20 protein-coding genes are annotated in these 22,385 nt (G+C 43.7%); 9 read left to right on the forward strand and 11 right to left on the reverse strand.

Features of this window, described 5'->3' with window-relative positions:
* Positions 1-328: 328 nt before the first annotated feature.
* Entirely contained in the window at positions 329-1,240 is a 912-nt protein-coding gene (locus VK179_04210) for a proline dehydrogenase family protein (GenBank protein ID HLO57920.1), read from the forward strand.
* Here VK179_04210 and VK179_04215 read toward each other — a convergent pair.
* The 7 genes from VK179_04215 to VK179_04245 form a co-directional block, all read right to left on the reverse strand.
* Positions 1,237-1,707, reverse strand: a complete 471-nt coding sequence (locus tag VK179_04215; protein ID HLO57921.1) for a hypothetical protein — start codon at positions 1,705-1,707, stop codon at positions 1,237-1,239. The genes VK179_04210 and VK179_04215 overlap by 4 nt on opposite strands.
* Before the next feature lie 18 nt (positions 1,708-1,725).
* A complete protein-coding gene (locus VK179_04220; GenBank protein HLO57922.1) occupies positions 1,726-2,148 on the reverse strand; it encodes a hypothetical protein in 423 nt (140 codons plus the stop codon).
* Between the two features lie 45 nt (positions 2,149-2,193).
* Positions 2,194-2,754, reverse strand: a complete 561-nt coding sequence (locus VK179_04225; protein HLO57923.1) for an RNA polymerase sigma factor — start codon at positions 2,752-2,754, stop codon at positions 2,194-2,196.
* A gap of 20 nt (positions 2,755-2,774) precedes the next feature.
* Positions 2,775-4,187 carry a vWA domain-containing protein gene (locus tag VK179_04230; protein ID HLO57924.1) on the reverse strand — a complete coding sequence of 471 codons (1,413 nt, stop codon included), beginning with the start codon at positions 4,185-4,187 and terminating at the stop codon, positions 2,775-2,777.
* An 80-nt stretch (positions 4,188-4,267) separates the two neighbouring features.
* Entirely contained in the window at positions 4,268-6,961 is a 2,694-nt protein-coding gene (locus VK179_04235; protein HLO57925.1) for a calcium-transporting P-type ATPase, PMR1-type, read from the reverse strand.
* Between the two features lie 135 nt (positions 6,962-7,096).
* Positions 7,097-7,519 carry a DUF3788 family protein gene (locus VK179_04240; GenBank protein ID HLO57926.1) on the reverse strand — a complete coding sequence of 141 codons (423 nt, stop codon included), beginning with the start codon at positions 7,517-7,519 and terminating at the stop codon, positions 7,097-7,099.
* Between the two features lie 16 nt (positions 7,520-7,535).
* Positions 7,536-8,858 (reverse strand): serine hydrolase domain-containing protein, encoded by a 1,323-nt coding sequence (locus tag VK179_04245; protein HLO57927.1) that lies wholly within the window; start codon positions 8,856-8,858, stop codon positions 7,536-7,538.
* Between the two features lie 129 nt (positions 8,859-8,987).
* On the opposite strand from VK179_04245, the gene VK179_04250 reads away from it, so the two are divergent.
* Together VK179_04250 and VK179_04255 are read left to right on the forward strand one after the other, a co-directional pair.
* Positions 8,988-9,464, forward strand: a complete 477-nt coding sequence (locus VK179_04250) for a hypothetical protein (GenBank protein HLO57928.1) — start codon at positions 8,988-8,990, stop codon at positions 9,462-9,464.
* 261 nt (positions 9,465-9,725) lie between these two features.
* A complete protein-coding gene (locus VK179_04255) occupies positions 9,726-10,373 on the forward strand; it encodes a carbohydrate-binding protein (protein ID HLO57929.1) in 648 nt (215 codons plus the stop codon).
* Positions 10,374-10,430: 57 nt separating this feature from the next.
* On the opposite strand, the gene VK179_04260 is transcribed toward VK179_04255, so the two are convergent.
* Positions 10,431-10,826 carry a hypothetical protein gene (locus tag VK179_04260; protein ID HLO57930.1) on the reverse strand — a complete coding sequence of 132 codons (396 nt, stop codon included), beginning with the start codon at positions 10,824-10,826 and terminating at the stop codon, positions 10,431-10,433.
* 146 nt (positions 10,827-10,972) lie between these two features.
* Here VK179_04260 and VK179_04265 point away from each other — a divergent pair, with 146 nt between their 5' ends.
* The 3 genes from VK179_04265 to VK179_04275 all read left to right on the forward strand — a co-directional run bounded on the left by VK179_04265 (position 10,973) and on the right by VK179_04275 (position 13,127).
* Positions 10,973-11,482: a hypothetical protein gene (locus tag VK179_04265; GenBank protein ID HLO57931.1), complete on the forward strand. Its 510-nt coding sequence runs from the start codon at positions 10,973-10,975 to the stop codon at positions 11,480-11,482.
* Between the two features lie 208 nt (positions 11,483-11,690).
* Positions 11,691-12,674, forward strand: coding sequence for an aldo/keto reductase (locus VK179_04270; protein HLO57932.1), 984 nt, complete (start codon positions 11,691-11,693; stop codon positions 12,672-12,674).
* A 144-nt stretch (positions 12,675-12,818) separates the two neighbouring features.
* Positions 12,819-13,127: a hypothetical protein gene (locus VK179_04275; GenBank protein HLO57933.1), complete on the forward strand. Its 309-nt coding sequence runs from the start codon at positions 12,819-12,821 to the stop codon at positions 13,125-13,127.
* A gap of 259 nt (positions 13,128-13,386) precedes the next feature.
* Here the strand turns inward: VK179_04275 and VK179_04280 are convergent, their stop codons facing one another.
* Together VK179_04280 and VK179_04285 are read right to left on the reverse strand one after the other, a co-directional pair.
* Positions 13,387-14,931, reverse strand: a complete 1,545-nt coding sequence (locus tag VK179_04280; protein ID HLO57934.1) for a M56 family metallopeptidase — start codon at positions 14,929-14,931, stop codon at positions 13,387-13,389.
* Position 14,932: 1 nt separating this feature from the next.
* On the reverse strand, positions 14,933-15,307 hold the full coding sequence (locus VK179_04285) for a BlaI/MecI/CopY family transcriptional regulator (GenBank protein ID HLO57935.1): 375 nt from the start codon (positions 15,305-15,307) through the stop codon (positions 14,933-14,935).
* A 454-nt stretch (positions 15,308-15,761) separates the two neighbouring features.
* On the opposite strand from VK179_04285, the gene VK179_04290 reads away from it, so the two are divergent.
* On the forward strand, positions 15,762-16,877 hold the full coding sequence (locus VK179_04290) for an aldose epimerase family protein (GenBank protein ID HLO57936.1): 1,116 nt from the start codon (positions 15,762-15,764) through the stop codon (positions 16,875-16,877).
* A 173-nt stretch (positions 16,878-17,050) separates the two neighbouring features.
* On the opposite strand, the gene VK179_04295 is transcribed toward VK179_04290, so the two are convergent.
* Entirely contained in the window at positions 17,051-19,459 is a 2,409-nt protein-coding gene (locus VK179_04295; protein HLO57937.1) for an FtsX-like permease family protein, read from the reverse strand.
* A gap of 161 nt (positions 19,460-19,620) precedes the next feature.
* Between VK179_04295 and VK179_04300 the strand changes: the two genes are divergently transcribed.
* Together VK179_04300 and VK179_04305 are read left to right on the forward strand one after the other, a co-directional pair.
* Positions 19,621-20,979, forward strand: coding sequence for a sigma-54 dependent transcriptional regulator (locus tag VK179_04300; GenBank protein HLO57938.1), 1,359 nt, complete (start codon positions 19,621-19,623; stop codon positions 20,977-20,979).
* Complete coding sequence (locus tag VK179_04305; protein HLO57939.1) at positions 20,948-22,273, forward strand: ATP-binding protein; 1,326 nt, start codon at positions 20,948-20,950, stop codon at positions 22,271-22,273. The genes VK179_04300 and VK179_04305 overlap by 32 nt, the downstream gene beginning before the upstream one ends.
* Positions 22,274-22,385 lie beyond the last annotated feature (112 nt).

A 22,385-nucleotide genomic window follows, 5' to 3' on the forward strand; every position in this document is an offset into this window, starting at 1 on the left:
GAACTTCAATACTATTTAATTAACTATCAGTTACGTAAAGACGAAGTCACAGACTTCGCCTAGCATAACCGAACATCTTGAACCTGGTGTCAACCAGTCACCAGTTCACCAATCACCAGTCACCAATCACCAGTCACCAATCACCAGTCGCCAGTCACCAATCACCAGTCACCAATCACTAATCACTAATTACTCAAAATCAATTCATATTTATTCAGAAATGATATATCTCATGTCTGCAAAGGCAATCGTATGATAATTGTCCTGTTTTCCGCATCGGTTTCATTGTATTTTAGCCCTGTTTTCATTATAAAAATACGACGCTGCGATGTTCAACAGATGGATTGTTAAGTTGCTCGATTTCTTTCCGAAAGATCTTGTGTGGGTTTTCAGCAAAAGATACATTGCCGGAAAAGAATTAAAAAATGCGATTGAAGTAACAAAGAATCTGAATAAACAGAAAATTAAGGCTACTATGGACTTACTGGGTGAATTCCAGACCCGTGATGAGATGGTGGCCTATTATAAAGAGGAATATATGAGGCTGATTGATGAATCAGCTGCAAAAAATCTCGATAACTCCTTCTCGGTAAAGCCTACCATGTTCAGCCTGTTATCCAATGAAGAGCAATGCTTTGGCCATATCCGTGATATCGTTTCAAAGGCTGCTTCTTATGGAAGGTTTGTGAGGATCGACATGGAAGACACCCAGTGTACCGACAGGGAACTGGCAATGTACAAGAGGTTGCTCAATGAGTTTCCGGGTCACGTGGGTATTGTGCTCCAGGCTTACCTGAAGCGGACCATGAGCGACCTGAAAGACCTGAAAGAATTTGACAACGGACGCGGACTGATCAACATAAGGATCTGCAAAGGCATTTATAATGAGCCGGCTGAACTGGCGTTCAAAAATAAAGGCGAAATTAACCGCAACTATCTTGAAGATCTGGATTACATGCTGAGCAATAATATGTATGCAGCCATTGCCACGCATGACAAAAAACTTATAACTGCCGCCCTGTCGATGATCAGTGAGAAAAAAATAGATAGGTCAAAATATGAATTTCAGATGCTTTACGGTGTAACTCCTGACCTGCGCAGGTCGGTTGTTGAAAAGGGACATACCATGCGTGTGTACGTACCTTACGGGAAGGACTGGTATAATTATAGCACGAGAAGGTTGAGGGAAAACCCGCAAATGGTTTCCCATATTATCAAAGCGCTTGTTGTAAGAGGCTAATTCCGGGGATTGCCAACAATTACTTTATTCTGTCTCAGGTTCTCAAGAAGCCATTTCTTGAAATCGAGTTCAACCTGGTAGATCTGCATTACCTTTTTTGCAGGTAGAAACTCCCTGAATTTTGATGTGTACGATTCCAGCAATTCTGTCTCCTGTTTCTGAAATGCAACATACTTCTGAATAAGGTCAGAAGCTTCCTTTTCATTCATATTAGCCTGGTTCGATTCGAAATATTGCATCAGCGTGTTCCTGTCCTTTGTGATTTTATCCCGCCTGTTCTGATAATCATTATATATGGGCCAGAATTTAGCCGACTCCGCAGCAGTTAGCTGCAACTTGTCGTTGAAAAAGGCCATTTTTTGCTGCTGCAGGGTTTCCGGCTTTTTTGTCGCCGGGTTTTGACTATATGTGTCAGTGCAAATCCACGTAAAGGCCAGTAAAATTAGTATGTAGAGGTGTTTTGTCATAACCGGGTGGGTATAATATTATAATTCATTCAGTAACTCATTTACATCCGAATTGTCATTCAGGTAATCCATGGCCTCATCTGCTTTTACAGATGAATTTAATACTTCAGGCTCCATTACATCCAAAATAGTCTGTTCGTTTATCGAATATAATTCATTTTCAACCATAACGGAAATCTGGGCATGAAGATCGGATCGAGCTGACTGTTGCCTCAGGCCGATTATCCATCTTCCTCCTAAAAGTGCCATAATCAAAAGAACGGCAGCTGCAGCATACGTTTTCCATGGAACCAGCTTCTTCACTTTTGGCTGGTTGCTTTCTTCCCTGATTTTTTCACTCAACCGGGCCTGGAAGTCGCTAAAATACTGATCAGGTACTTTGAAAGGATTATCCTTTTTTATACCTGACAATGATTTCCCTATTTTTTCCGAATGCTCCATTGCGTTCTGACGGCTGATATTTTGACTATTAAAAGTATAAAAGGTTTAATCTTCAGTGATCAATTTTTCTATTTTTTTTACGGCATGGTGATACGATGCTTTCAGGGCGCCCACCGATGTTTCCAAAATTTCAGCCATTTCTTCATATTTCATTTCATCGAAATATTTCATGTTGAAGACCACCCGCTGTTTTTCAGGCAGGGTAAGAATGGCTTTCTGAAGCTTGAGTTGCAACGCATCGCCGTTAAACCAGGGATCGTTCTCAAGTGAATTGGTCAGTTGTTTTTCAACGTCCACAAGAGGCAGCAAAAAGCGCCGTTTGCGATTATTCAGGAATGATAGAGCCTCATTGGTTGCAATCCTGTATAACCAGGTATAGAGGCTGGCGTCTTCGCGGAAGCTCTCAAGTGCGTTCCACACTTTAATAAATGTATTCTGTAGTACATCATCCGAATCTTCATGGCTGATCACAAGCTTCCGGATATGCCAGTACATCTTTTCTTTATATTTTCTGACGATGAGGTTAAAAGCGGTTTCTTTCTTTCCAGGCATCCTGAAAAGTTCCATTAACTCCCTGTCGCTGTAATTTGCCTGTGATTCGGCCATTTGACTGATGCCGGTATGAATTAATATAACTGAACCACCTCGGTACTTCCTGATCGCACCTCGAAAGTTTTGCTAACTGTATATAACGTCTGTTTAGCATTTAATGCCCTGAACACAACCCTGTATTTGGCGGGCTGCAGCTGAAGGGTCTCATTTTTCACCGTGTTGTCGAGATTGTACACCCATTCCTCTTCCGTCGTACTCTTTCTTAAATACACACTTCCGAATCCGACTGCCGAGCGCAGGAAAGTAACAAGTCCCGGCCGCTGAATTTCAACGGTAGTGGTATGACTTTGCTTTATATCCACATCTTTCAGGTAAATCCTTGGTAAAACCGGAATCTCAAGGTCATATTTGCCTACGATGTATTTTTCTTCGGAATACATTTTCTGCATGTTCAGGGTGTTCATATCACCTGCCTTTCTTACTATAAATTCAAGGCCCCGGTACTGAACGGCATCGGGCGTTTTAAGCAGCAGCGTTCCCTGTGGCACGTCGGCCGCAATGATGGTGTGTTTGCCGGGAACGAGCCTGATGTTGTAAACATCCACTGGTGGCAGGGTGTGCACACGCATGTGATATGTAGGAAGCTGATCAAGGGTAAGGGTATCCGGAAGCCCCCTGTGGTTCAGGGTATGAATGTAATTGTAATAGATCTTTCCTGAATTGTTATCGTAGAATGTACAATTCACATTCGTTTCGGTAGGATTCCCGTCTGAATCAAGAAGGTTTATCTGGGCAGTTGTGGCATCCAGGGCCTGGCTGATAACAACCTTCATTACCTCCTTCAGCTTTTCTTCATATTGTGCATTGTAATAATTTCCGATGCAGTTGAATGTCTGTTCAAAATTTTCATCAATGCCTATTCCGATTACAAAGGGCTTGAGTATAATACCCTGCTTTTGCAGGTCCTGTGAAACCTGGCATGCATCACCGTCACAGGCTTCAACGCCGTCAGTAATCAGGATGATTATATTCCGGCAGTTTTCCACATCCGGGGGGAAATCGCTTCCTCCCATTTGAAGTGAGTAGGCAATGGGTGTAGTTCCTTTGGGCACGAGAAAACGGAGTTTCTGTCTTATAAGAGGTGCGTTATCGCTGGCAAAAGGCACTTCAAGCTTTGTGTCGTTGCAGTTCTGGGGTGGAACCGGACTCTGGTGTCCGTAAATCCGCAGCGCCATTTTTACATTGGATAATTGCTCCAGGCTGTCGATTATATGAATCAGCACATTCCGGGCAATTGAGATCTTTGTCTCCTTTTGCCAGGTTCCGGCCATGCTTTGTGAGGCATCGAAAATAAAAAGGATCCGGGTTTCGGGAGGCTGGTATTTCGGTGGCTGGGTCTGGCTTTGTGCCGGAATGCAGACACAAAGAATAACAAGCGCTGTTATGAAGCCTCTCAGTACACAGTCATGCATCACAACACGCTTCATGAATCATTGGTTTAATGGATGAATTTCAACTCAATAACAACGATACGTGAGAAGAAAAAGTATGTTTCAAATCAGTAACCTCATTTTCGGGTTACATGTTTGATCAGCTTTACCAGTTCCATGGCCATAAGCGGGAATGACGATATCACTATTACCATTACCCAATCAAACCAGCCCAGCGGAATGGTTTTAAACACACTCTGTAAAAAGGGCACGTAAACTACGGCCATCTGAAGGGCAAAAGAGATCAGTGCAGCATAAACCAGCTGGGGATTCGACATGATTCCCAATTTGAAGATTGATTTGGTATTGCTTCTGCAATTGAATGAATGAAACAGCTGGCTGCAGGCAAGTACAATGAAACATGCAGTGCGGGCACGTTCGAGACTTTCGTGTTCAACAAAGTATACAAGGCTGAAAGCAAGCAAAGCACAAAATGCAATAAATACCCCCTGGATCATGATGGTACCTCCCATTTTCCTGGTGAGAACCGATTCTTCTTTTGGCCTTGGTTTGCGTCTCATCACGTCTTTGTCGGTTGGATCCACACCCAGCGCCAGTGCGGGGAGTCCGTCTGTCACAAGGTTAATCCACAGAATGTGAATGGGAAGCAGGGGAATGGGCAAACCGATCACCGAGGCAACAAACATTACCAGGATTTCACCGACATTACATGAAAGAAGGTAATGGATGAATTTGCGGATGTTTGAATAAATACCGCGTCCTTCTTCAACCGCGGCAACAATTGAGGCGAAATTGTCATCGGTAATCACCATCTCGGACACTTCCTTTGTAACATCGGTACCTGTAATTCCCATGGCCACACCGATATTGGCTTCCTTAACAGCAGGCGCGTCATTCACGCCGTCACCTGTCATGGCCACCACATGTCCTTTATCCTGCCATGCCTTAACGATCCTCATTTTATGTTCCGGAGAAACACGGGCATATACAACCGTCTTATCCACATGTTTCCTGAATTCATCCTCGGGCATTTTGTCGAGTTCATCCCCTGTAAAAGCCAGTGAATCTTCCTGGTAAAATCCAAGGTCGCGTGCGATGGCAACAGCCGTGTTTTTGTGATCGCCTGTAATCATTACCGATTTGATACCTGCCGAGCGGCATTCTTTCATGGCTATTTTAACCTCGGGACGCGGAGGGTCAATCATGGCGATCAGGCCAAGGAACGTGAGTTCCCGTTCGACGTGTGCGGCTTCAATATCCTGCGGCATCTGATCAAATTCACGGTAGGCAACTCCCAGTACTCTCATTGCTTTATCGGCCAGATCAGCGTTCGCCTTCATTATCGAGTTGCGCTTTTCAGGATTCAGTCCGGTCACATTCCCGTTTTCTTCAGCATTGCTGCAGTTTCCAAGGAGAATATCCGGGGCGCCCTTGACAAATGCTACAAATCGGTCTCCGTCCTTCCTGAGGATCGACATTTGTTTCCTGTCGGAATCAAAGGGTATTTCTTCAACAAATGGGAACTGGTTTTCAAGTGATTTCTTATCCGACCCTGCTTTTCCCGCCATGGTGAGCAGTGCGCCTTCAGTGGGGTCACCGACAATTCGGAATACCTGGCCGTCCTTTACCAGTTGGGCACCGTTACACAGTACACATCCATGGATCAGCTTCTGTAAGCCGGGATTTCCCATAGGATCAACCTTCTTCTTTCCATGAGTGAATTCTCCGGTCGGGTTATAGCCAATTCCGGATATATCGTAAAATTCGCCGGCATGAAAAACCGACTGCACGGTCATTTCATTCTTCGTAAGCGTACCGGTTTTGTCGGAGCAAATGACTGAAGTACTGCCAAGAGTTTCTACTGACGGCAGTTTCCGAATTATGCAATTCCGTTTGACCATGCGTTGTACTCCCAGGGCCAGTGCAATGGTAACCACGGCTGGTAATCCTTCGGGTATGGCTGCCACGGCAAGACTAACAGCGGACAGGAATAAACCCACAACTTCTTCACCCCTGAAATAGCCAATAAGGAAAATAATGGCTACAAGGCCAAAAACAATAAACAAGATGATTTTTCCGAATTCTTTCAGTTTATCTTGGAGAGGAGTGGTTGTGTCTTCTATCTCCTGGATCATACCCGCAATTTTGCCCAGCTCGGTATTCATACCGGTGCCTGTTACAATGGCCCTAGTCTTTCCTGAAACTACCGATGTGCCCATATACAGCATATTGGTACGATCGGCCAGAGCGGTATCTTCATTTTCAAGTCGGGAAGCCGACTTTGTCACCGGTGTGGATTCTCCGGTGAGGCTGGCTTCGTGTGTGGATGTGTTGCCTGTAGCATACACAACGCGGCTGTCGGCCGGAACATAATCCCCGGCTTCCATTTCTACAAGATCACCGGGAACAATCTCCGAAGAAGGCACAACAAGGTGCCTGCCGTTGCGGATAACCTTTGTATTGGGAGATGAAAGTTTTTTAAGTGCGGCGAGCGATTTCTCAGCCCTGTATTCCTGCACAAATCCAAGAACTGCATTCAGGATAACAATACAGATAATGGCAATGGCATCTACCCATTCGCTCAGGAACCCGGAGACCAGGGCGGCCCCAATCAGAACCCAGATCATGAAATCCTTGAACTGGTCAAGGAAGAGAGCTATAGGTGAACGTCCTTTTTTTTCCTGGAGTTGGTTCGGCCCGTATTTTTGTTGTCTGGCATGTATTTCTTCGGTAGGAAGACCACTTTCAATGTCGGTATCGAGTTTCTGTGCAACAGCATCGGCTTCGGCAAACCACCATTTATCCATCATGTATAACTTTTGAAATCAGAGCCGAAGATAGGATTTTAGGGGCGAATAAACAAGAAGAACTGTGACTGTGACTAGTGACTGGTGACTAGTTGTTTACGAGTCACCAGTTACCAGTCACCAGTTACCAGCCACCGGTTACAAAAACTTACTTTTTATTTCCGCTGTTACTAAAGCATTTTCCACATCAGCAGATGAATACATTTTGAATGTTATTGCCCTTAGTTTCCCGAATCGACGGCCGTTCATAAAGTCGCTTATGACAGAGGCGGGCAGGGTGCTGTTTTCAATTGCCGTTTCTGCCTTATCACCAAAATAATAGGTTACCCTGAAGGTATCCTGTTGAACACCTAGCCAGAACAGGGTTTTCTTTTTCAGAGTCATTTTGAAAAGCCAGCTCTTGCCGTCGTTGTAATAACGCCATTCACCGGCAGAACCCGGGAATTTCCGGTGAATGGCTGCCATAAGGTTTATCCAGTGTTCCTTGTTTTCTTTAATGATTGAAAAAATCAGTTCATCAGTCGGATTAACCGATTGATCTGTTAATACAAGTGGTTCCATGGGATATGAGGTTTAATTATTCTTTCTTAAACGTAAATTTTCCCCCTCCCTGTTCAAGAATAAAGGTATTGTTGTCAGGCTGAAATCTCATAACTATGCCGGCCTGCTGAAAAGTAAAGACATCTTCTTCTGTTGATTCCAATGGAATTTCCGGCTGATCAGTTCCCTGACCGAACAACTTTCCGTCGCGTGACTTAATGGTTACCTTAATAGGTATATCCGGGCATGCATACACTCCCTCGTATTTTACCAGGTCTTCCGCTTTAACGGCATAGGTTGTAAACTCAGGCAATTTGTCAGGAACACCATAATAATTATTCACCGTGCTCAGAAGTATATCATTGAGCTTATAGCGCGTTCCGTTCGAGCAAACGGCAAAAGCAACCTTATCCTCCGGAACGTAACAAAGTACTGAACTGAATCCATCAATACCGCCTGTGTGACCGTACACCTTTTTATCGTCGTATGGAAATTGAAGCATTCCCAGTCCGAAATTATCCTTGATGGTGGTCATCTGATCAAGGCTCTGTTGGGATATCAATTTCCCGTTAAATAAGGCATAAATAAATTTGGTAAGATCAGAAGGAGTTGAAACAATTGAACCAGCGCCATGGGGTATACTCATGTCGGTCTCAGGCTGTTTTACCCAGTCGTTTATATATTCAAAGGAATAGCATTCATTCTTGTTTAAATCGGTTTTTGCTCCATAATATGTCTGGGAAAGCCCGATCTTTGAGCAGATCTGGTTCTTAAGCACTTCGCCGTAAGGTTTGCCATATAATTTTTCTACTATGAGTCCCAGTAAATAAAAGTTCGTATTGCTGTAGTCGGCTTTAGTATCCGGTTCGAAATCAGGCTTGTTTTTCGAAATGATATCCAGCATCTGATCATGGGTCATAGGCTTCTGGTAATATGTCATGTAGAGTGAGTCATTGGTAAAACTGTGAATGCCGCTGCGGTGACTCAGCATTTCACCGATAGTGATTTTACCAGAGTTTGGAACCGAGGGATAATACTTGTCTAATGTTGTTGCCAGGCTTATTTTGCCCTTTTCGACCATTTGCATAATCAGTACAGTGGTAAACATTTTTGAGATGGATCCGATCCTGTAATGCGTTTTGATATCGGATGGCAGTTTCTCCGGTGATGTTTCACGATAGCCAAATGATTTGGCATACAAAACATTTCCATCGGTAAGTACGGCTACACTTCCCATGGATTGGTTCCTTTCTGACAACAGGTTCAGGAGACTGTCTTCGTGGGCACTAATGAAGCGCTGTCCATTTGTTATACTACTAAAAAGAAGTATGAAAGATAATATCAGGAAATTCGTTTTCATAGGATGAAATTAATGGTTTTTAATTATGACGACGGGGATAGTAATTTTACAGCAATAGGACATCTAAATTTAACTTTAAGTTACACAGTTCAATTACAATTTGTACTTTTAATCGGTTATATTTTCAACATGTACCAGAAAGACTATATCCTCCGCATGATTGAAATGTTGGGTGAATTGCTGAGAGCCATGTTTGGAATGATCAAAAAGCGGCAGTTCACACAGGCTGAGGAATCTATCGGAGAAGCCTATCTTACCATGCTCCGGAAGGACTCCGCTTTTTTCCAGGAAATACCGGCTGATAAACTCACCAAAACATTGCTTGAAGACCATAATTATACCCATCAACACCTTGAAATCCTCGCAGAACTGATGTATGCGGAAGCCGAACTGAATTACGCCAGGAACAAAATATCTGACAGCCTGCCATTCTATCAGAAATCGCTTGTATTATTTGAGTTTGTTGATGATGCATACCGCACCTGGTCGGAAGACCGGATAAAGAAGATTAATAAAATCAGGGAAAGGTTATTTGAGGGGAGAGGTGAGATGGGAGACGGGGAGACGGGGAAGAAGGGGAGACGGGGAGACTGGGTGAAGGGGTGAAGGGGTGAATGGGAGACCTGATATTGGATGCTGGATACGGATGCTGGATACTGGATGCTGGATGCTGGATACTGGATACTTGATACTGGATGCTGGATACTAGATACTGGATGCTGGAGATCGGTCCCTAGAGTCCCTAATGTCCCTATCGTCGCTAACGTCCCTGAAAAATATCGAACAAGGTACACCGATTTAAGATTTAAGAAGTTTTCCTAACAGACTACAGACTACAGACTACAGCCTAACAGACTAAATATCAATATGAAAAACCTTCTCATCATCCTTCTAACGTTAACCCTGATTATCTCGTGCAGTAAACCCTTTACAGGAAAACCCTTCGAAAATAAAATACAGTCCATTCCGGGCAGGATTCAGTGCGAATTTTATGATACCGGGGGAGAGGGCATAAGCTATCACGATACGGATAGTGTGAATAACGGCAGTGGCAGGCTGAACCCGGCAAACGGCAGTTTTTACAATGAATTCAGGATGAATGAAGGCGTTGATATTTCCTACACAAAAACAAACGGCACGGATGATAATCCTTACAATGATGTGATGCCCGAAATGAACCAGCTTTACGTCGGATGGACTGAACCCGGCGAATGGATTTGCTACAGCGTGGATGTGAATAAGGCAGGGAAATATAAGATCGGGTTGATGTTTACCTCAAACCGGGGCGGCGAAATTGAAGTGGTGAATGAACGGCAGGAAAGCACAGGCGCCATGAAAGTTCCATCTACCTATAAGGATGCAGATACAGTGGCCTGGAGGCAATGGCATCACTGGAACAAACTAGACAGCCTGGGTTCAATAACTCTCAAAAAGGGAAAGCAGGTAATCACGCTGAAAACAATGGCCAGCGGCAACATGAATTATGATTATCTTGAATTCGTTCCTGTGAAGTGAGTAAGGAGTAAAGAGTAAGGAGTAAGGAGTAAGGAGTAAAGACCTGTCAGAGTCGGGTTATGGGTTACTTCTTTTGGCCATTTGCTCCTTTAACCAGGAGATTGCAGCATTCTCTTCAGTGAAAAGACGAGTAGGAACCTTAGGCTTATTGAATTTCAGGAATATATTGGCAAAATAACTTGTGAATTTTGAATCCATGAGGATGGCTGTTCCCGCTACATGAGGCCTGTATTGGGCCGCAGCGTATTCACGTGTTTTTGAATCAACAAACAACATATCGCGGATGTCGATGAGGTTTGCGCACAGGCACTCGCCGCACCATGTATCTCCCACAACAGTCATTTTTTGAACCGTGTCGAGATCAAGTGTGCATTTATTTACTGCAATATACCGGTAGATCTTGTCATCGCCTTCAATGACGCGTATTTTATCGTTTACAAGGGTTTCTCTCATGGCCGATTTTAATTGGCGTGAAGGTAAAAAAAAATTTATATCAACAATTATATAATCAATTGTTTATATCTATTTGCCTTAAGCCCAAACACCTCCGCATTTTTTTATTTATTTTACCCTGACTATTAATTTAATACTTTACCCAAATGGCTAATACGAATAATAAAAAGGCCCCCAAAAACACGGGGTTGTTGTCAAAGGCAAAAAAACTCATAGATAAAGCTGATGACATTCTTGATGATTCCGTAGATAAGGTAAAAAAAAGCCAGACATTTAAAAAGGCTACAAAGGCAGTAAAGAAAGCCGAGAAATATGTAGAGAATACAATTGACGATCTGAAGAAGAAAGCTAAGGCAAAACCGGCAGCCAAAAAAGCAGCACCCAAAAAGGCAGCTCCTAAAAAAGCCACAGCAAAGAAAGCTGCTCCAAAGAAAGCTGCAGCTAAAAAAGCCGCTCCGAAGAAGGCAGCTCCAAAGAAAGCCGCAGCTAAAAAAGCTGCTCCCAAAAAAGCCGCTGCAAAAAAACCGGCAGTAAAAAAAGCAGCACCTAAAAAAGCCGCTCCCAAGAAGGCTGCAGTTAAAAAGGCTGCTCCTGCAAAGAAGGCTGCCCCGGCTAAAAAACCTGCCGCTAAACCTGCCCGTCCTGCAAAAGGATAATATTTGTTTTAAAGATTCGCAGAACGCCATTTATCACGTCACATCCCGACTGGATGTGACGTGATTTGTTGCGTTTGTAGGTCATTGATGACACCGAATACCGACCACCGATTACCGATTACCGACCCCCAATTACCGACTGCTGATTCCCTGTTGCCGGATTTGAACTATATTTGTTTAAGGTTGTTCCGAAAAGCAAAAACAAATTATGGAAAAAAGAAAACTCGGGTCATCAGGTGTTGAAGTTTCAGCGGTTACTTTTGGTGCATGGGCAATTGGCGGCTGGATGTGGGGTGGTGCCGACCGCAGGGACGCATTGGATGCAATAAGGGTTTCCATTGACCACGGAGTGACGTCAATCGATACTGCACCTGCCTATGGACAGGGTTTAAGCGAAGAAATTGTCGGCGAAGCCATCAGGGGCATTGACCGTTCCAACATACAGATTCTTACCAAATTCGGGTTGCGTTGGGATACAACTGAAGGAGAGTTCTTCTTTAAAAGCACGGATAACCAGGGCAGGCCGATCAACATGCATAAGTTTGCATCCGCCGAATCTGTGATCCGTGAATGTGAAGAATGCCTGACCCGACTGAAAACCGATTATATTGACCTGTTCCAGATCCATTGGCCTGATAACACCACACCGGTATCCGAAACCATGAAAGCCCTGGACAAGCTTCTGGCCGCCGGTAAAATCAGGGCTGCCGGTGTCTGCAATTATTCTCCCGCGCAGATGGAAGAAGCTGCAAAAACAATTAACCTGGCTTCCAACCAGGTCCCTTATAGCATGGTATACAGGGATATTGAAAAGGATCTCGTTCCTTACTCAATCAAAAATAGTAAAGCCATTATTGTTTATAGTCCCTTACAACGTGGTCTCCTTACCGGCAAAATTAAACCGGGACATCATTTTAATGAAGGCGATACAAGGAAAGGCAACCAGTTTTATACCGATGACAGCATCAATCGTGTGAATGCCTTTCTTCAAAAGATAAAACCGCTGGCCGAAAGCAAAAACGCAACGCTTACACAACTGGTTATCCGTTGGACGCTTGAACAGCCCGGAATTACAGTGGCGCTTGTAGGTGCCCGCAATAGCGCCCAGGCGATTGAAAACGCCGGCGCTGCCGGGGTTACTTTAAGTGCTGAAGAAGTGAAGTTTATTACTTCGGAGCTTGAGAAGATGTGAGAGGAGACTGGGAGAGGGGGAGAAGGGGAGAAGGGGAGAATGGGTGACTAGTCCCATGGGTCTCATTCGTCCCATAGGTCCCAGACCATTAGACCAGAGACTGACCAACAGACTAACAGACTAACAGACTAAATACCAAAAAACATGAAACAAAAAAACATCCTTTTTATTACGGTTGCCATCGCGGTAATGGTTATTTCGGTCTCATCTTGCGCCCACAACCAGGTGGTGGATACATGTCTTACAGGTGAGAAATATGGTTTCTGGGCCGGATTGTGGCACGGAATCATTGCACCTGTCGATTTTGTGGTAAGCCTGTTCAATGATAAAATCACCATGTATGCCCAAAATAATAACGGGACCTGGTACGCATTCGGTTTTCTTTTGGGCAGCGGAGGCTGGGGATTGCTGGGCGGCGCCGGTGCAAAAAGGAGAAGAAGGAGAAGGGATTAATAAAAGGGCGCCGTGAAAAGCACGTCATTGCGAGGAGCTTGAAAATCTTTGATTATAATACAATTAATCGCGACGAAGCAATCTGCTAGCACAGGCAGGGCCTAGCCAAGAGTAAGTACGGCAATTTTCCTGTATTTCTTGGTTAGGTTCTTCCTGTGCGGGCAGATTACTTCGTCGACTTAAAATTCTGCTATAATCAGTTATTTGTCAAGCTCCTCGCAATGACGATTTTATATCACTCGTCGCAATGACGATTCCTTTACTTCGTTCCTTTCTTCATATTAATTAGTATAACACCATCATAATCTTCTTTCGTGTATTTTTCCATAGTTTCTTTCTTATTTAACACAGTCATGGACTCAATTTGTTTGGGATCAAGTGATTCAAGATTTTCCACAGGCTTGCCATCTACAAGATAAAGTATTCTGGAAGCCGGTTCATCCCCTGAATGCCTGATAATCACTTTTCTTTCTTCGTGTTTAACCTTATCCCCGTCATCTTTGATCACAATAACGGTTTTGACAGAATCTCCGAAATCTTCTTCGCGAACCGATTTGTCGTCATCGATATGCACGGTATAGCGCCTTGTTCCCCCTTGGTCATCGCTATGTGATATAGTTTCGCTATGTGAAACATTTCCGCTGTGCGAAACATCCTCACTGTGTGTAACGCTGGTGCTATGGGCTACATGCTTATGATCGGGACTTGCTACCGTTACATCCCATGAGTGGGAATCTTCGCCCATGCGTACTTTCATCACCTCATCTTCTGCATCTTTTCCGGTCAATACTTCTTCCTTTTCGGTTACAATAGTATCATTCGGATGATCCTTGCTTACCTTTTTAATTATAGTCTTTTTAATTACCGTGTCGGGACGCACAACATCATTGGATGTCTTTGTGTCCGGGCTTGTTGCTCCATTGAATCCTGCCATAACTATAAACACGAGCAAAGCCACCGGCACAATAGCAAGCAGCCGTGAAAGTGTATTTTTCCTGATTTTTGATTTAGTCATCATAATGATTCTTTTTTTAATTAATGATTGATTGAAGCTTGAAGAAAGCGCTACAAGCCTTTCTTCAGTGACCTGGTTGATCAAAAGCGCCTGGTACTTTGATTTGTCAATACCGGTTCGGAGCGCCCCGTCATCAGCCTGGTATTCATGTACCAGTTGCAAAGAGCCTTTCAGCATCCAGGCAAACGGATTGAACCACATTACGGCCGTTAGCAGTTCAATCAGCAGGATGTCAAAGGAATGGTACTGGTTTACATGCACTTTTTCATGGGTAATGATCTGTTCCAGATCGGAATCATCCGGAACAGGATGAATAAAAATCCACCGGAAAAACGAAAATGTGGTTTGAAACCGGTGATTATACAGCAAGATGCAATCAGCGAGATGCACCTTGTATGATTTTCCGTATTGCAATCTCAGGATAATCAGCATGGCCAGGATCCGGATCAGTAAAATTCCTGCAATGGCCAGGTATACTCCGATCGCAATTTTCTTCAGGTTATGTTTAAGAAAAACAAGCCATAATCCATGATTTGACTGTTTGCCTGCAGGAATGACATTTACAGGGTTTGTACCGGTAAGTACTACCTGTACTGCCTGTTTTTTCTGAAACCAGCCGGTATGGATCGTATAACCTGAGAGGGGGATTATCAGTGAGAGGATCATAGAGGCAACAAGGAATATCCGGGCATGCTGAAAGTTTACACACTGCCGGAACAACAAACGGTAAGCTATGTAAAAGAAACCCAGACAAACCGATGCAATGAGTGTATAACGCAGGATTTCCATACTATTGCTTTTTATTATGAATCTCTTTCTCCACTATCTCGCGTAGTTCTTCAAGTTCAGCCAGGCTGATTTCCTTACTTTTTACAAAGGTGGAAACCAGTTGGTTTATTGAACCGTTGAAGAGTCCCCTGAACGTGTCCTTTAATATATATTGGGCATACTCTTTCTGGGTAACAACCGGGTAATACACGTGGGTTTTTCCGTATGTCTTGTGTGAAACATACCCTTTCTTTTCAAGTACTTTGATCACTGTGGCCACAGTGTTATAAGCAGGTTTGGGCTCAGGAAGGTTATCCAGAATATCGCTTACGGCGCCTTCCTTAATTTTCCAGAGGGCTTTTAACAGATCTTCCTGCGCTTTTGTAATTTCTTTCATAAAAAACATTTTGTTAAGCAAATGTAACTATAAAAATTATTTATCTACTACAATTATAGTTAAAATTTCATAAAATGATATACACCCGCCATAGTGCACGGTATACAAGGGTAAGCTCGCGGCTACCATAATGCCGGCCCTATGGGCCTTTGATGTTGTTCCTATGAGGACTTTGCTACCATAATGCCGGCCCTATGGGCCTGCCATAATGCATGTAAATAGACAAGGGTAAGCTCCGCTAGGAGCGGCATTACGGTAGAAATATGCAGGTTTGATAACTCAAAAGCTCCGCTAGGAGCGGCATTATGGTAGGTTTTGAGCATAATGCCGGCCATAACGGTCTTTTTGAGCGTCGGGACTATTTTGCGTAATTCTCAGAAATATGCCAGTAATAAAATGTTTATATTTATCGCTTCATTTCAACTGGCAAACAATAACCAAATAAGTAAAACCCATGAAAAAATTCTTCTTGCTTGTTTTCGCCGTTTCTACTGTAATGGCAGCCTGTACGAAAAAACCGGCACCCGCTGAAAATAAACTTACAATGGAAAACTGGGGAACCGTGGATAGCATGCCTGTGCAGCTTTACACACTCACCAACCTGAAAGGAATGACGATAAAAATAACCAATTATGGCGGCATTCTTACATACGTAGGTGTTCCTGATAAAAATGATTCAATCGGCAATGTGGTGCTTGGATTCGATAAACTTGACCAGTATCTGCTTGACCATCCGAATTTCGGCGCTACAATTGGCCGCTTCGGAAACCGGATTGGAGGAGCTAAATTTACACTCGAAGGTACTGAATATAAACTCGCGGCCAATGATGGTCCCAATACGTTACATGGCGGTATGAAGGGATTCGGCAAGCATGTTTTCACGGTGGATACCGCTTATGCCAATGCCGATTCACTTGTTGTAAGCCTGGTCAGAACAAGCCCCGATATGGAAGAAGGCTTCCCCGGCAATCTTAAGGTCCATGTTACCTATGTGCTGACCGACAGCAATGAGATAAAACTATATTACGAAGCCGAGACCGACAAACCGACTGTCCTTAATCTGACGAATCACAGCTACTTCAACCTGAACGGCGGAAAGACGGATATCCTGGGACATGAACTAACACTTTTGGCCGATTCAATTACACCAACTGACGCCACTCTGATTCCCACAGGCGTCCTTGCACCGGTTGCAGGCACTGCTTTTGATTTTACATCACCCCATGCCATTGGTGAGAGAATCGACAGCGTGAAGGGCGGATATGACATCAACTATAAATTAAGGAATAAAGCCGGGGAATTTGTAAAAGCTGCTGAAGTTTATGATCCTGCATCAGGCAGGGTAATGGAAGCCTTCACCACCGAACCGGGCATCCAGTTTTATTCGGGCAACTTCCTCAATGGCAGGTTTGCAGGCCATGACGGAGTTGTGTATAACCTGCATTATGGATTCTGTCTGGAAACCCAGCATTTCCCAGATTCACCGAATAAACCACAGTTCCCTTCAACGGTGCTGAAGCCGGGAGAAAAATATACTCAGACGACTATTTATAAGTTCTCTGTGAGGTAGTTTTCATGCTGTTTCAAAGTTGTTTCAAAGTTGTTTCAAAGTTGTTTCAAAGTTCCATTCATTAGAATAATTTGGAACAATTTGGAACAATTTGGAACAATTTGGAACAATTTGGAACAATTTTGGAACCATATGAAACAACCTTGGAACAACCTGAAACCATTTGAAACAAACTACTCATACCTCAACGCCTCCACCGGGTTCATCCTTGCAGCCCTGTAAGTCTGCCAGGCTATTGTTATAAGTGCTATTGCTATTGAAATCATCAGCGCTGCCAGGTATACCCACCATGAAATTTCAGTACGGTAGGCAAAATGCTGAAGCCACCTGTGCATCGCATACCATGAAGCCGGTATGGCGATGCAGAAGGCAAGCATAATCCAGATCAGGAACTGCTTTGAAAGGACAATCAATATATCGGCAGGCTGTGCTCCGTTTACTTTGCGTATCCCGGTTTCCTTGGTTCTTCTTTCAACTGCATTGGTTGATAGGCCGAAAAGTCCCATCAGTGCAATCATAAGCGACATGAAAGAAAACATGCTGACAAGCGAATAGGACTGGTCGTCTTTCACATAGCTCTGGTGCAATCCTTCATTAACCCAGGTAATTTCAATGGGATCATCCGGATATACCGTGCTCCATAATTTCTTCAGATCTTCAATGGTTTTCCTGTTATCACCCGCCTCAAGCCTTACGGCAAGTTGCTGGATGATCTGGGTATTGTAAGCAACCGACATAGGCTTGATCTCATCATAAAGCGACCGGATATGAAAATTACCGAATACACCGATTATATTTAATTTTACAGGATTCTCCGGACCGTCCGGAAGAATGTAATTGTCAATGGCTTCCTGGGCAGTTTTAAATCCCATTTTCTTCACGGCTGCTTCATTAATTAATATGGCCGTGCTGTCGCTTCCGTATTCGGGCGAAAAGGTCCGTCCCGCAACCATTTTAATGCCCAGCGTCTCAACAAGGCCGTAATCTCCCTGGATTTGTTCAAGATCAAATTTCTCATCCGAGCCCGGGAGTTTGTAATAATTAAGCCACCACTGATCGGTGGGAGGAATGTAATTGGCCCCGGAAACACCTTTTATACCAGGCACTTTTTTAAGCTCCTCCGTGAAAAGCCTGTATTTGTCGGACGTGTTATTGATTCCGGAAAACAGGTTAACGAATTGAGGAACCTTAATCGATAAAAGTTCCTCCTTCCGGTAACCGAGGTCCTTATGGCGCACAAGCCACAACTGTTTCTGCATCACAAGGAGGCAAATCAGTAGTCCGGCCATGATGGTGAACTGAAGAATAAACAAAACACTTCTTGCAGGAACCAGGCTTCTTGTGGCCGGCAGCTTATTTCGCAGGCTTTCAATGGGCGCCACTCGTGATACGTTCAGCGTGATATACAGGCTCGACAGGAAACCCAAAACAAATACAAGTACAAGAAATGCAGCCAGTAATCCGGCATTTGAGAAGATTCCTTTATATACAACGAGACCAAGATGCGATTTAAACCAGGGTATGGCCAGTTCAACCAGCATCAGCGATATCTGGGCGGCAAGGATAAAGACAATCAGAAATTCAGTACGAACCAGCGACACCAGGTCTCCATGCGAAGCACCTACAACTTTGCGGATGCCGAATTCCTTGATACGCTGGTACGACAAGGCAAGCGACAGCAATATGAAATTGATTACCGCTATGGCCAGCACCAGCACCGCAATGGATGCAAATATGATTACCCTGGTTATACTGCCCTGTGGTTCCATTATAGCTCCGGGGTTTTTCGAGTACAGGTGTATTCTTGTAACAGGCTGCAGGCTGTAATTGAACTTCTGTTCTTCAGGTCCTTTTGGTACGACTTTGTTAACAAAATCAGGAAACCGGTCTGAAACGGTTTTGAACTGCCCGGGTTTTTTTAGCAGTACATAAGTCTGCATTGAATTAGCTCCCCAGTTGTGGCGCATATTTTCTCCCATGATCTTCAAACCAAATTTTATTGAAGTGATAAAGCCCGCATGGAAATTGGATTGTTCGGGAATATCCCTGAATACGCCTTCAATGGTGAAAACATGATTTTCGTTAAAAACGCGGGCTGTAATGGTTTTGCCTGCTACGTCAGTAGTGCCGAAATATTTAAGTGCTTTGGATTCGGCAATCATGATACGGTCAGGTGATCGCAGAATTTTCGAGGGATCGCCATTTACGAGCGGGAAAGTAAAAATGTCAAAAAAAGTGGAATCGGAGTAGATAATATTATGGTCTCTTACATATCCTTTATCAGTGAGAATATAAAATCCCGACCAGTCAAGTCCCGCAAAACGGACTGTCTTTTCTATTTCAGGAAAAAAGCCGGGTAAAGCATCGGCCAGAACAAAAGGGGTGTATGACCAGTCTTCATGCATAACCACTGCAATCCTGTCCTTCTTTTCATGAAACTGATCAAAGCCGGTTTCATAACGTATATGCAGCAGGATAATAAAACAGCAGGCCAGTCCAAGCGACAGCCCTACAATATTTATAAACGAGTACAATTTGTTTTTCCAAAGAAACCGGAAAGCAAGACGGAAATTCAGGTTCATAACAATTTGGTTTTTTCGTGAAATATCCAAGTATATGCCAAAAAATTATAAGGTTGAAAATGAATTATATACCTTAATGATCGCTAAATACCTGTTGGATTTCCGGACACTTCTTGTTGATTTTTCAGACAGATTACAGACCTTTGAATAAATAGTAAAAAATGCGACAAAAGGGCAGACTGCTGATTGTTGATGATAATGCCGACCTGCTGGCAGGACTGAAATTGTTCCTGGCTCCCCATGTTGAAAGCGTATCGGTATTGAAAAACCCGAACCTGATCCCGGAAACCATCCGCAAAGAAAGCTTTGATGTGGTATTGCTGGATATGAATTTTACAGCAGGCATTAATTCAGGGAATGAGGGATTATTCTGGATGAAGCGGATTCTTGAACATCAGCCGCTCATTTCTGTAATTCTCATTACTGCATTTGGTGATGTGGAACTTGCCGTGAGGGCTATGAAAGAAGGGGCCACCGATTTCATTCAGAAATCGTGGGATGAAGATAAAATACTGTCTACAGTACTTTCGGCTGTTGCCATAGCGCAGTCAAAAAAAGAAATACAGGATCTAAGGCAAAAGCAGAAACATCTGAATGAAGGGAATTCAAGGCAGTTTGTGTTTTGCGAACCCGTTTCAGACTTAATGAAATCGGTTACCCGCATGGTGCAAAAAGTAGCACCCACCGATGCAAGCGTGCTGATTCTGGGGGAAAACGGAACCGGTAAAGAGGTTGTTGCCCGTGAGATTCACAGGCTTTCTTCCAGAAAAGATGAGATTTTCATTTCAGTCAATATTACCGCCATTCCGGACACACTTTTTGAAAGTGAGCTTTTCGGTCATGTCAAAGGAGCTTTTACCGACGCAAAAGAAGCCAGGGCAGGGCGTTTTGAACTTGCCAATCACGGAACCCTGTTTCTCGATGAGATCGGTAACCTTAGCCTGCCCATGCAGTCCAAGCTTTTGTCGGTTCTGCAGGAAAAGACGATAACCCGACTGGGTTCAACAACTCCGGTTTCAGTGGATTTCAGGCTTATATGTGCCACCAATATGCCTCTGGAGAAAATGGTAGGCGAAGGCACCTTCAGGCAGGACCTGTTATTTCGGCTGAACACCATTGTAATTGAAGTTCCGCCGTTAAGACAACGACCTGAAGACATCCCGGCTTTGGCTGAGTTTTACGTGAAAATGTACGCTTCGAAATATTCGAAAAAGATAAAGGACATTGATGAAAAATCAATGGATGCCCTTACCCGTTACAACTGGCCCGGTAATGTGAGGGAACTACAGCATGCCATGGAAAAAGCCGTCATTTTGTGTGATGACGATTTGCTTTCATTCAATGAAATGGGAAGCAGGAAAGCAGCAGAACCGGAAGGTTTCAACCTTGAAGATCATGAAATGAACCTGATAAAAAAGGCAATCGAAAAGAATAAAGGCAATATATCCGCAACGGCAGCCTCACTTGGAATCAACAGGTCAACATTGTATGAAAAGCTCAGGAAATATGATATCCGGTAAATACAGCCTCACGCTGATAGTGCTCATCGTATCGTTGGCAGGAGTAAGTCTTTTGCTCGGGTGGCTCGCATTCGGACTTCATGCCTGGATTACCTTTTATAATGTGACTATTGTATGGATATTGCTGTGTGTGGCCTTGTTCTGCCATGTCAGAAAAGTGAACCGTGACCTGGCTCGTTTTTTCGAAGTGGTAAGGGACCAGGATACGGTAAGACATTTTGATCTGGCCAAGAGCGACCCTGCATTTCGCGATTTGCATGAACGAATGAATGAAGTGATTTTCATCCTGGCCAACCTGAGAAGCGAAAAGGAGGAAGATTACCGGTTTTTCAGGGCAGTTTTCGATCATGCCGGAACGGGTCTGATCGTTCATGATGAAAATCATGATATAGTACTTATTAATAAGGCAGCTACGCAATTGTTGGGAACGAAAAAGTTCAGTGATTTAAAGGAGTTCCTTCCTGAACATACAAGGCCCGGGGCAAAAACCACTGTCAGGCTGGAGCAGAATGGCAATGAGGTGCAACTTTCGGTTCGCAGCAAAAAAATATGGATCGGAGACAGGACGCTGACTTTACTTTCTTTGCAGAATATCAGGCAGGAACTTGAACAGAATGAAGTGGAATCATGGCAGAAACTGATCCGGGTTTTTATTCATGAGATTGTGAATTCGGTTAGTCCGGTTACCCTTACTGCATCGGGAATTATAAATATTCTCGAAAATAATGAGACGCTTAGTGAAAATCAGAAAAAGGAGATTGTGGACGGATTGCAGGCAATCCGCAAAAGAAGCAAGGGCATTGCAGCGTTCATGGAATCTTACAGGAGTCTTTCAAAAACACCGGCGCCCGACTTTTCTTATATCGCTGCTTCAAAACTGATGGACCAGGTGGGAAAGCTGATGCAAAACGATTTTCAGAGCCGGAATATCAAATTCTCAGTATTTGTTTCGTCAAAAGATCTCAGGATACTGTGTGATGAAAAACTGGTAGAACATGTGCTGATCAACCTGTTGAGGAATGCCGCGGAGGCACTGGTCGCTGTAAATTCCCCCGAAATCCGGTTATCGTGCGTTTCAATGCACGACAGGATACAGGTTACCGTTCAGGATAACGGGCCGGGAATTGACAGTGAAATCAGCGAAAGTATTTTTGTGCCTTTCTTTACCACGAAGCCTGAAGGAACCGGAATAGGCCTCAGTCTTTCGCGTCAGATTATGAACCTGCACGGCGGCAGCATCTTTGTGAATTCGAAACCGGGGGAAACCGTATTTACAATTAGTTTCCCGATGTAGAATTTTTATTATTTACGATTTCAGATTTACGATTTACGATTCCAAAATCCCAAAATCCCAAAATCGTAATTCGTAAATCGTAAATCGTAAATCGTAAATCGCAAATTACTTT

Source organism: Bacteroidales bacterium (assembly GCA_035299085.1).
Taxonomy (GTDB): Bacteria; Bacteroidota; Bacteroidia; order Bacteroidales; family UBA10428; genus UBA5072.

Excerpts from the sequence above, each read along its gene's own strand:
- VK179_04230 (HLO57924.1), bottom strand. The coding sequence starts at position 4,187 with ATGAAGCGTGTTGTGATGCATGACTGTGTACTGAGAGGCTTCATAACA.
- VK179_04300 (HLO57938.1), top strand. The coding sequence starts at position 19,621 with ATGCGACAAAAGGGCAGACTGCTGATTGTTGATGATAATGCCGACCTG.
- VK179_04240 (HLO57926.1), bottom strand. The coding sequence starts at position 7,519 with ATGGAACCACTTGTATTAACAGATCAATCGGTTAATCCGACTGATGAA.
- VK179_04295 (HLO57937.1), bottom strand. The coding sequence starts at position 19,459 with ATGAACCTGAATTTCCGTCTTGCTTTCCGGTTTCTTTGGAAAAACAAA.
- VK179_04255 (HLO57929.1), top strand. The coding sequence starts at position 9,726 with ATGAAAAACCTTCTCATCATCCTTCTAACGTTAACCCTGATTATCTCG.
- VK179_04245 (HLO57927.1), bottom strand. The coding sequence starts at position 8,858 with ATGAAAACGAATTTCCTGATATTATCTTTCATACTTCTTTTTAGTAGT.
- VK179_04260 (HLO57930.1), bottom strand. The coding sequence starts at position 10,826 with ATGAGAGAAACCCTTGTAAACGATAAAATACGCGTCATTGAAGGCGAT.
- VK179_04280 (HLO57934.1), bottom strand. The coding sequence starts at position 14,931 with ATGGAAATCCTGCGTTATACACTCATTGCATCGGTTTGTCTGGGTTTC.
- VK179_04290 (HLO57936.1), top strand. The coding sequence starts at position 15,762 with ATGAAAAAATTCTTCTTGCTTGTTTTCGCCGTTTCTACTGTAATGGCA.
- VK179_04235 (HLO57925.1), bottom strand. The coding sequence starts at position 6,961 with ATGATGGATAAATGGTGGTTTGCCGAAGCCGATGCTGTTGCACAGAAA.
- VK179_04270 (HLO57932.1), top strand. The coding sequence starts at position 11,691 with ATGGAAAAAAGAAAACTCGGGTCATCAGGTGTTGAAGTTTCAGCGGTT.
- VK179_04225 (HLO57923.1), bottom strand. The coding sequence starts at position 2,754 with ATGGCCGAATCACAGGCAAATTACAGCGACAGGGAGTTAATGGAACTT.
- VK179_04215 (HLO57921.1), bottom strand. The coding sequence starts at position 1,707 with ATGACAAAACACCTCTACATACTAATTTTACTGGCCTTTACGTGGATT.
- VK179_04285 (HLO57935.1), bottom strand. The coding sequence starts at position 15,307 with ATGAAAGAAATTACAAAAGCGCAGGAAGATCTGTTAAAAGCCCTCTGG.
- VK179_04275 (HLO57933.1), top strand. The coding sequence starts at position 12,819 with ATGAAACAAAAAAACATCCTTTTTATTACGGTTGCCATCGCGGTAATG.
- VK179_04305 (HLO57939.1), top strand. The coding sequence starts at position 20,948 with ATGAAAAGCTCAGGAAATATGATATCCGGTAAATACAGCCTCACGCTG.
- VK179_04220 (HLO57922.1), bottom strand. The coding sequence starts at position 2,148 with ATGGAGCATTCGGAAAAAATAGGGAAATCATTGTCAGGTATAAAAAAG.
- VK179_04250 (HLO57928.1), top strand. The coding sequence starts at position 8,988 with ATGTACCAGAAAGACTATATCCTCCGCATGATTGAAATGTTGGGTGAA.
- VK179_04210 (HLO57920.1), top strand. The coding sequence starts at position 329 with ATGTTCAACAGATGGATTGTTAAGTTGCTCGATTTCTTTCCGAAAGAT.
- VK179_04265 (HLO57931.1), top strand. The coding sequence starts at position 10,973 with ATGGCTAATACGAATAATAAAAAGGCCCCCAAAAACACGGGGTTGTTG.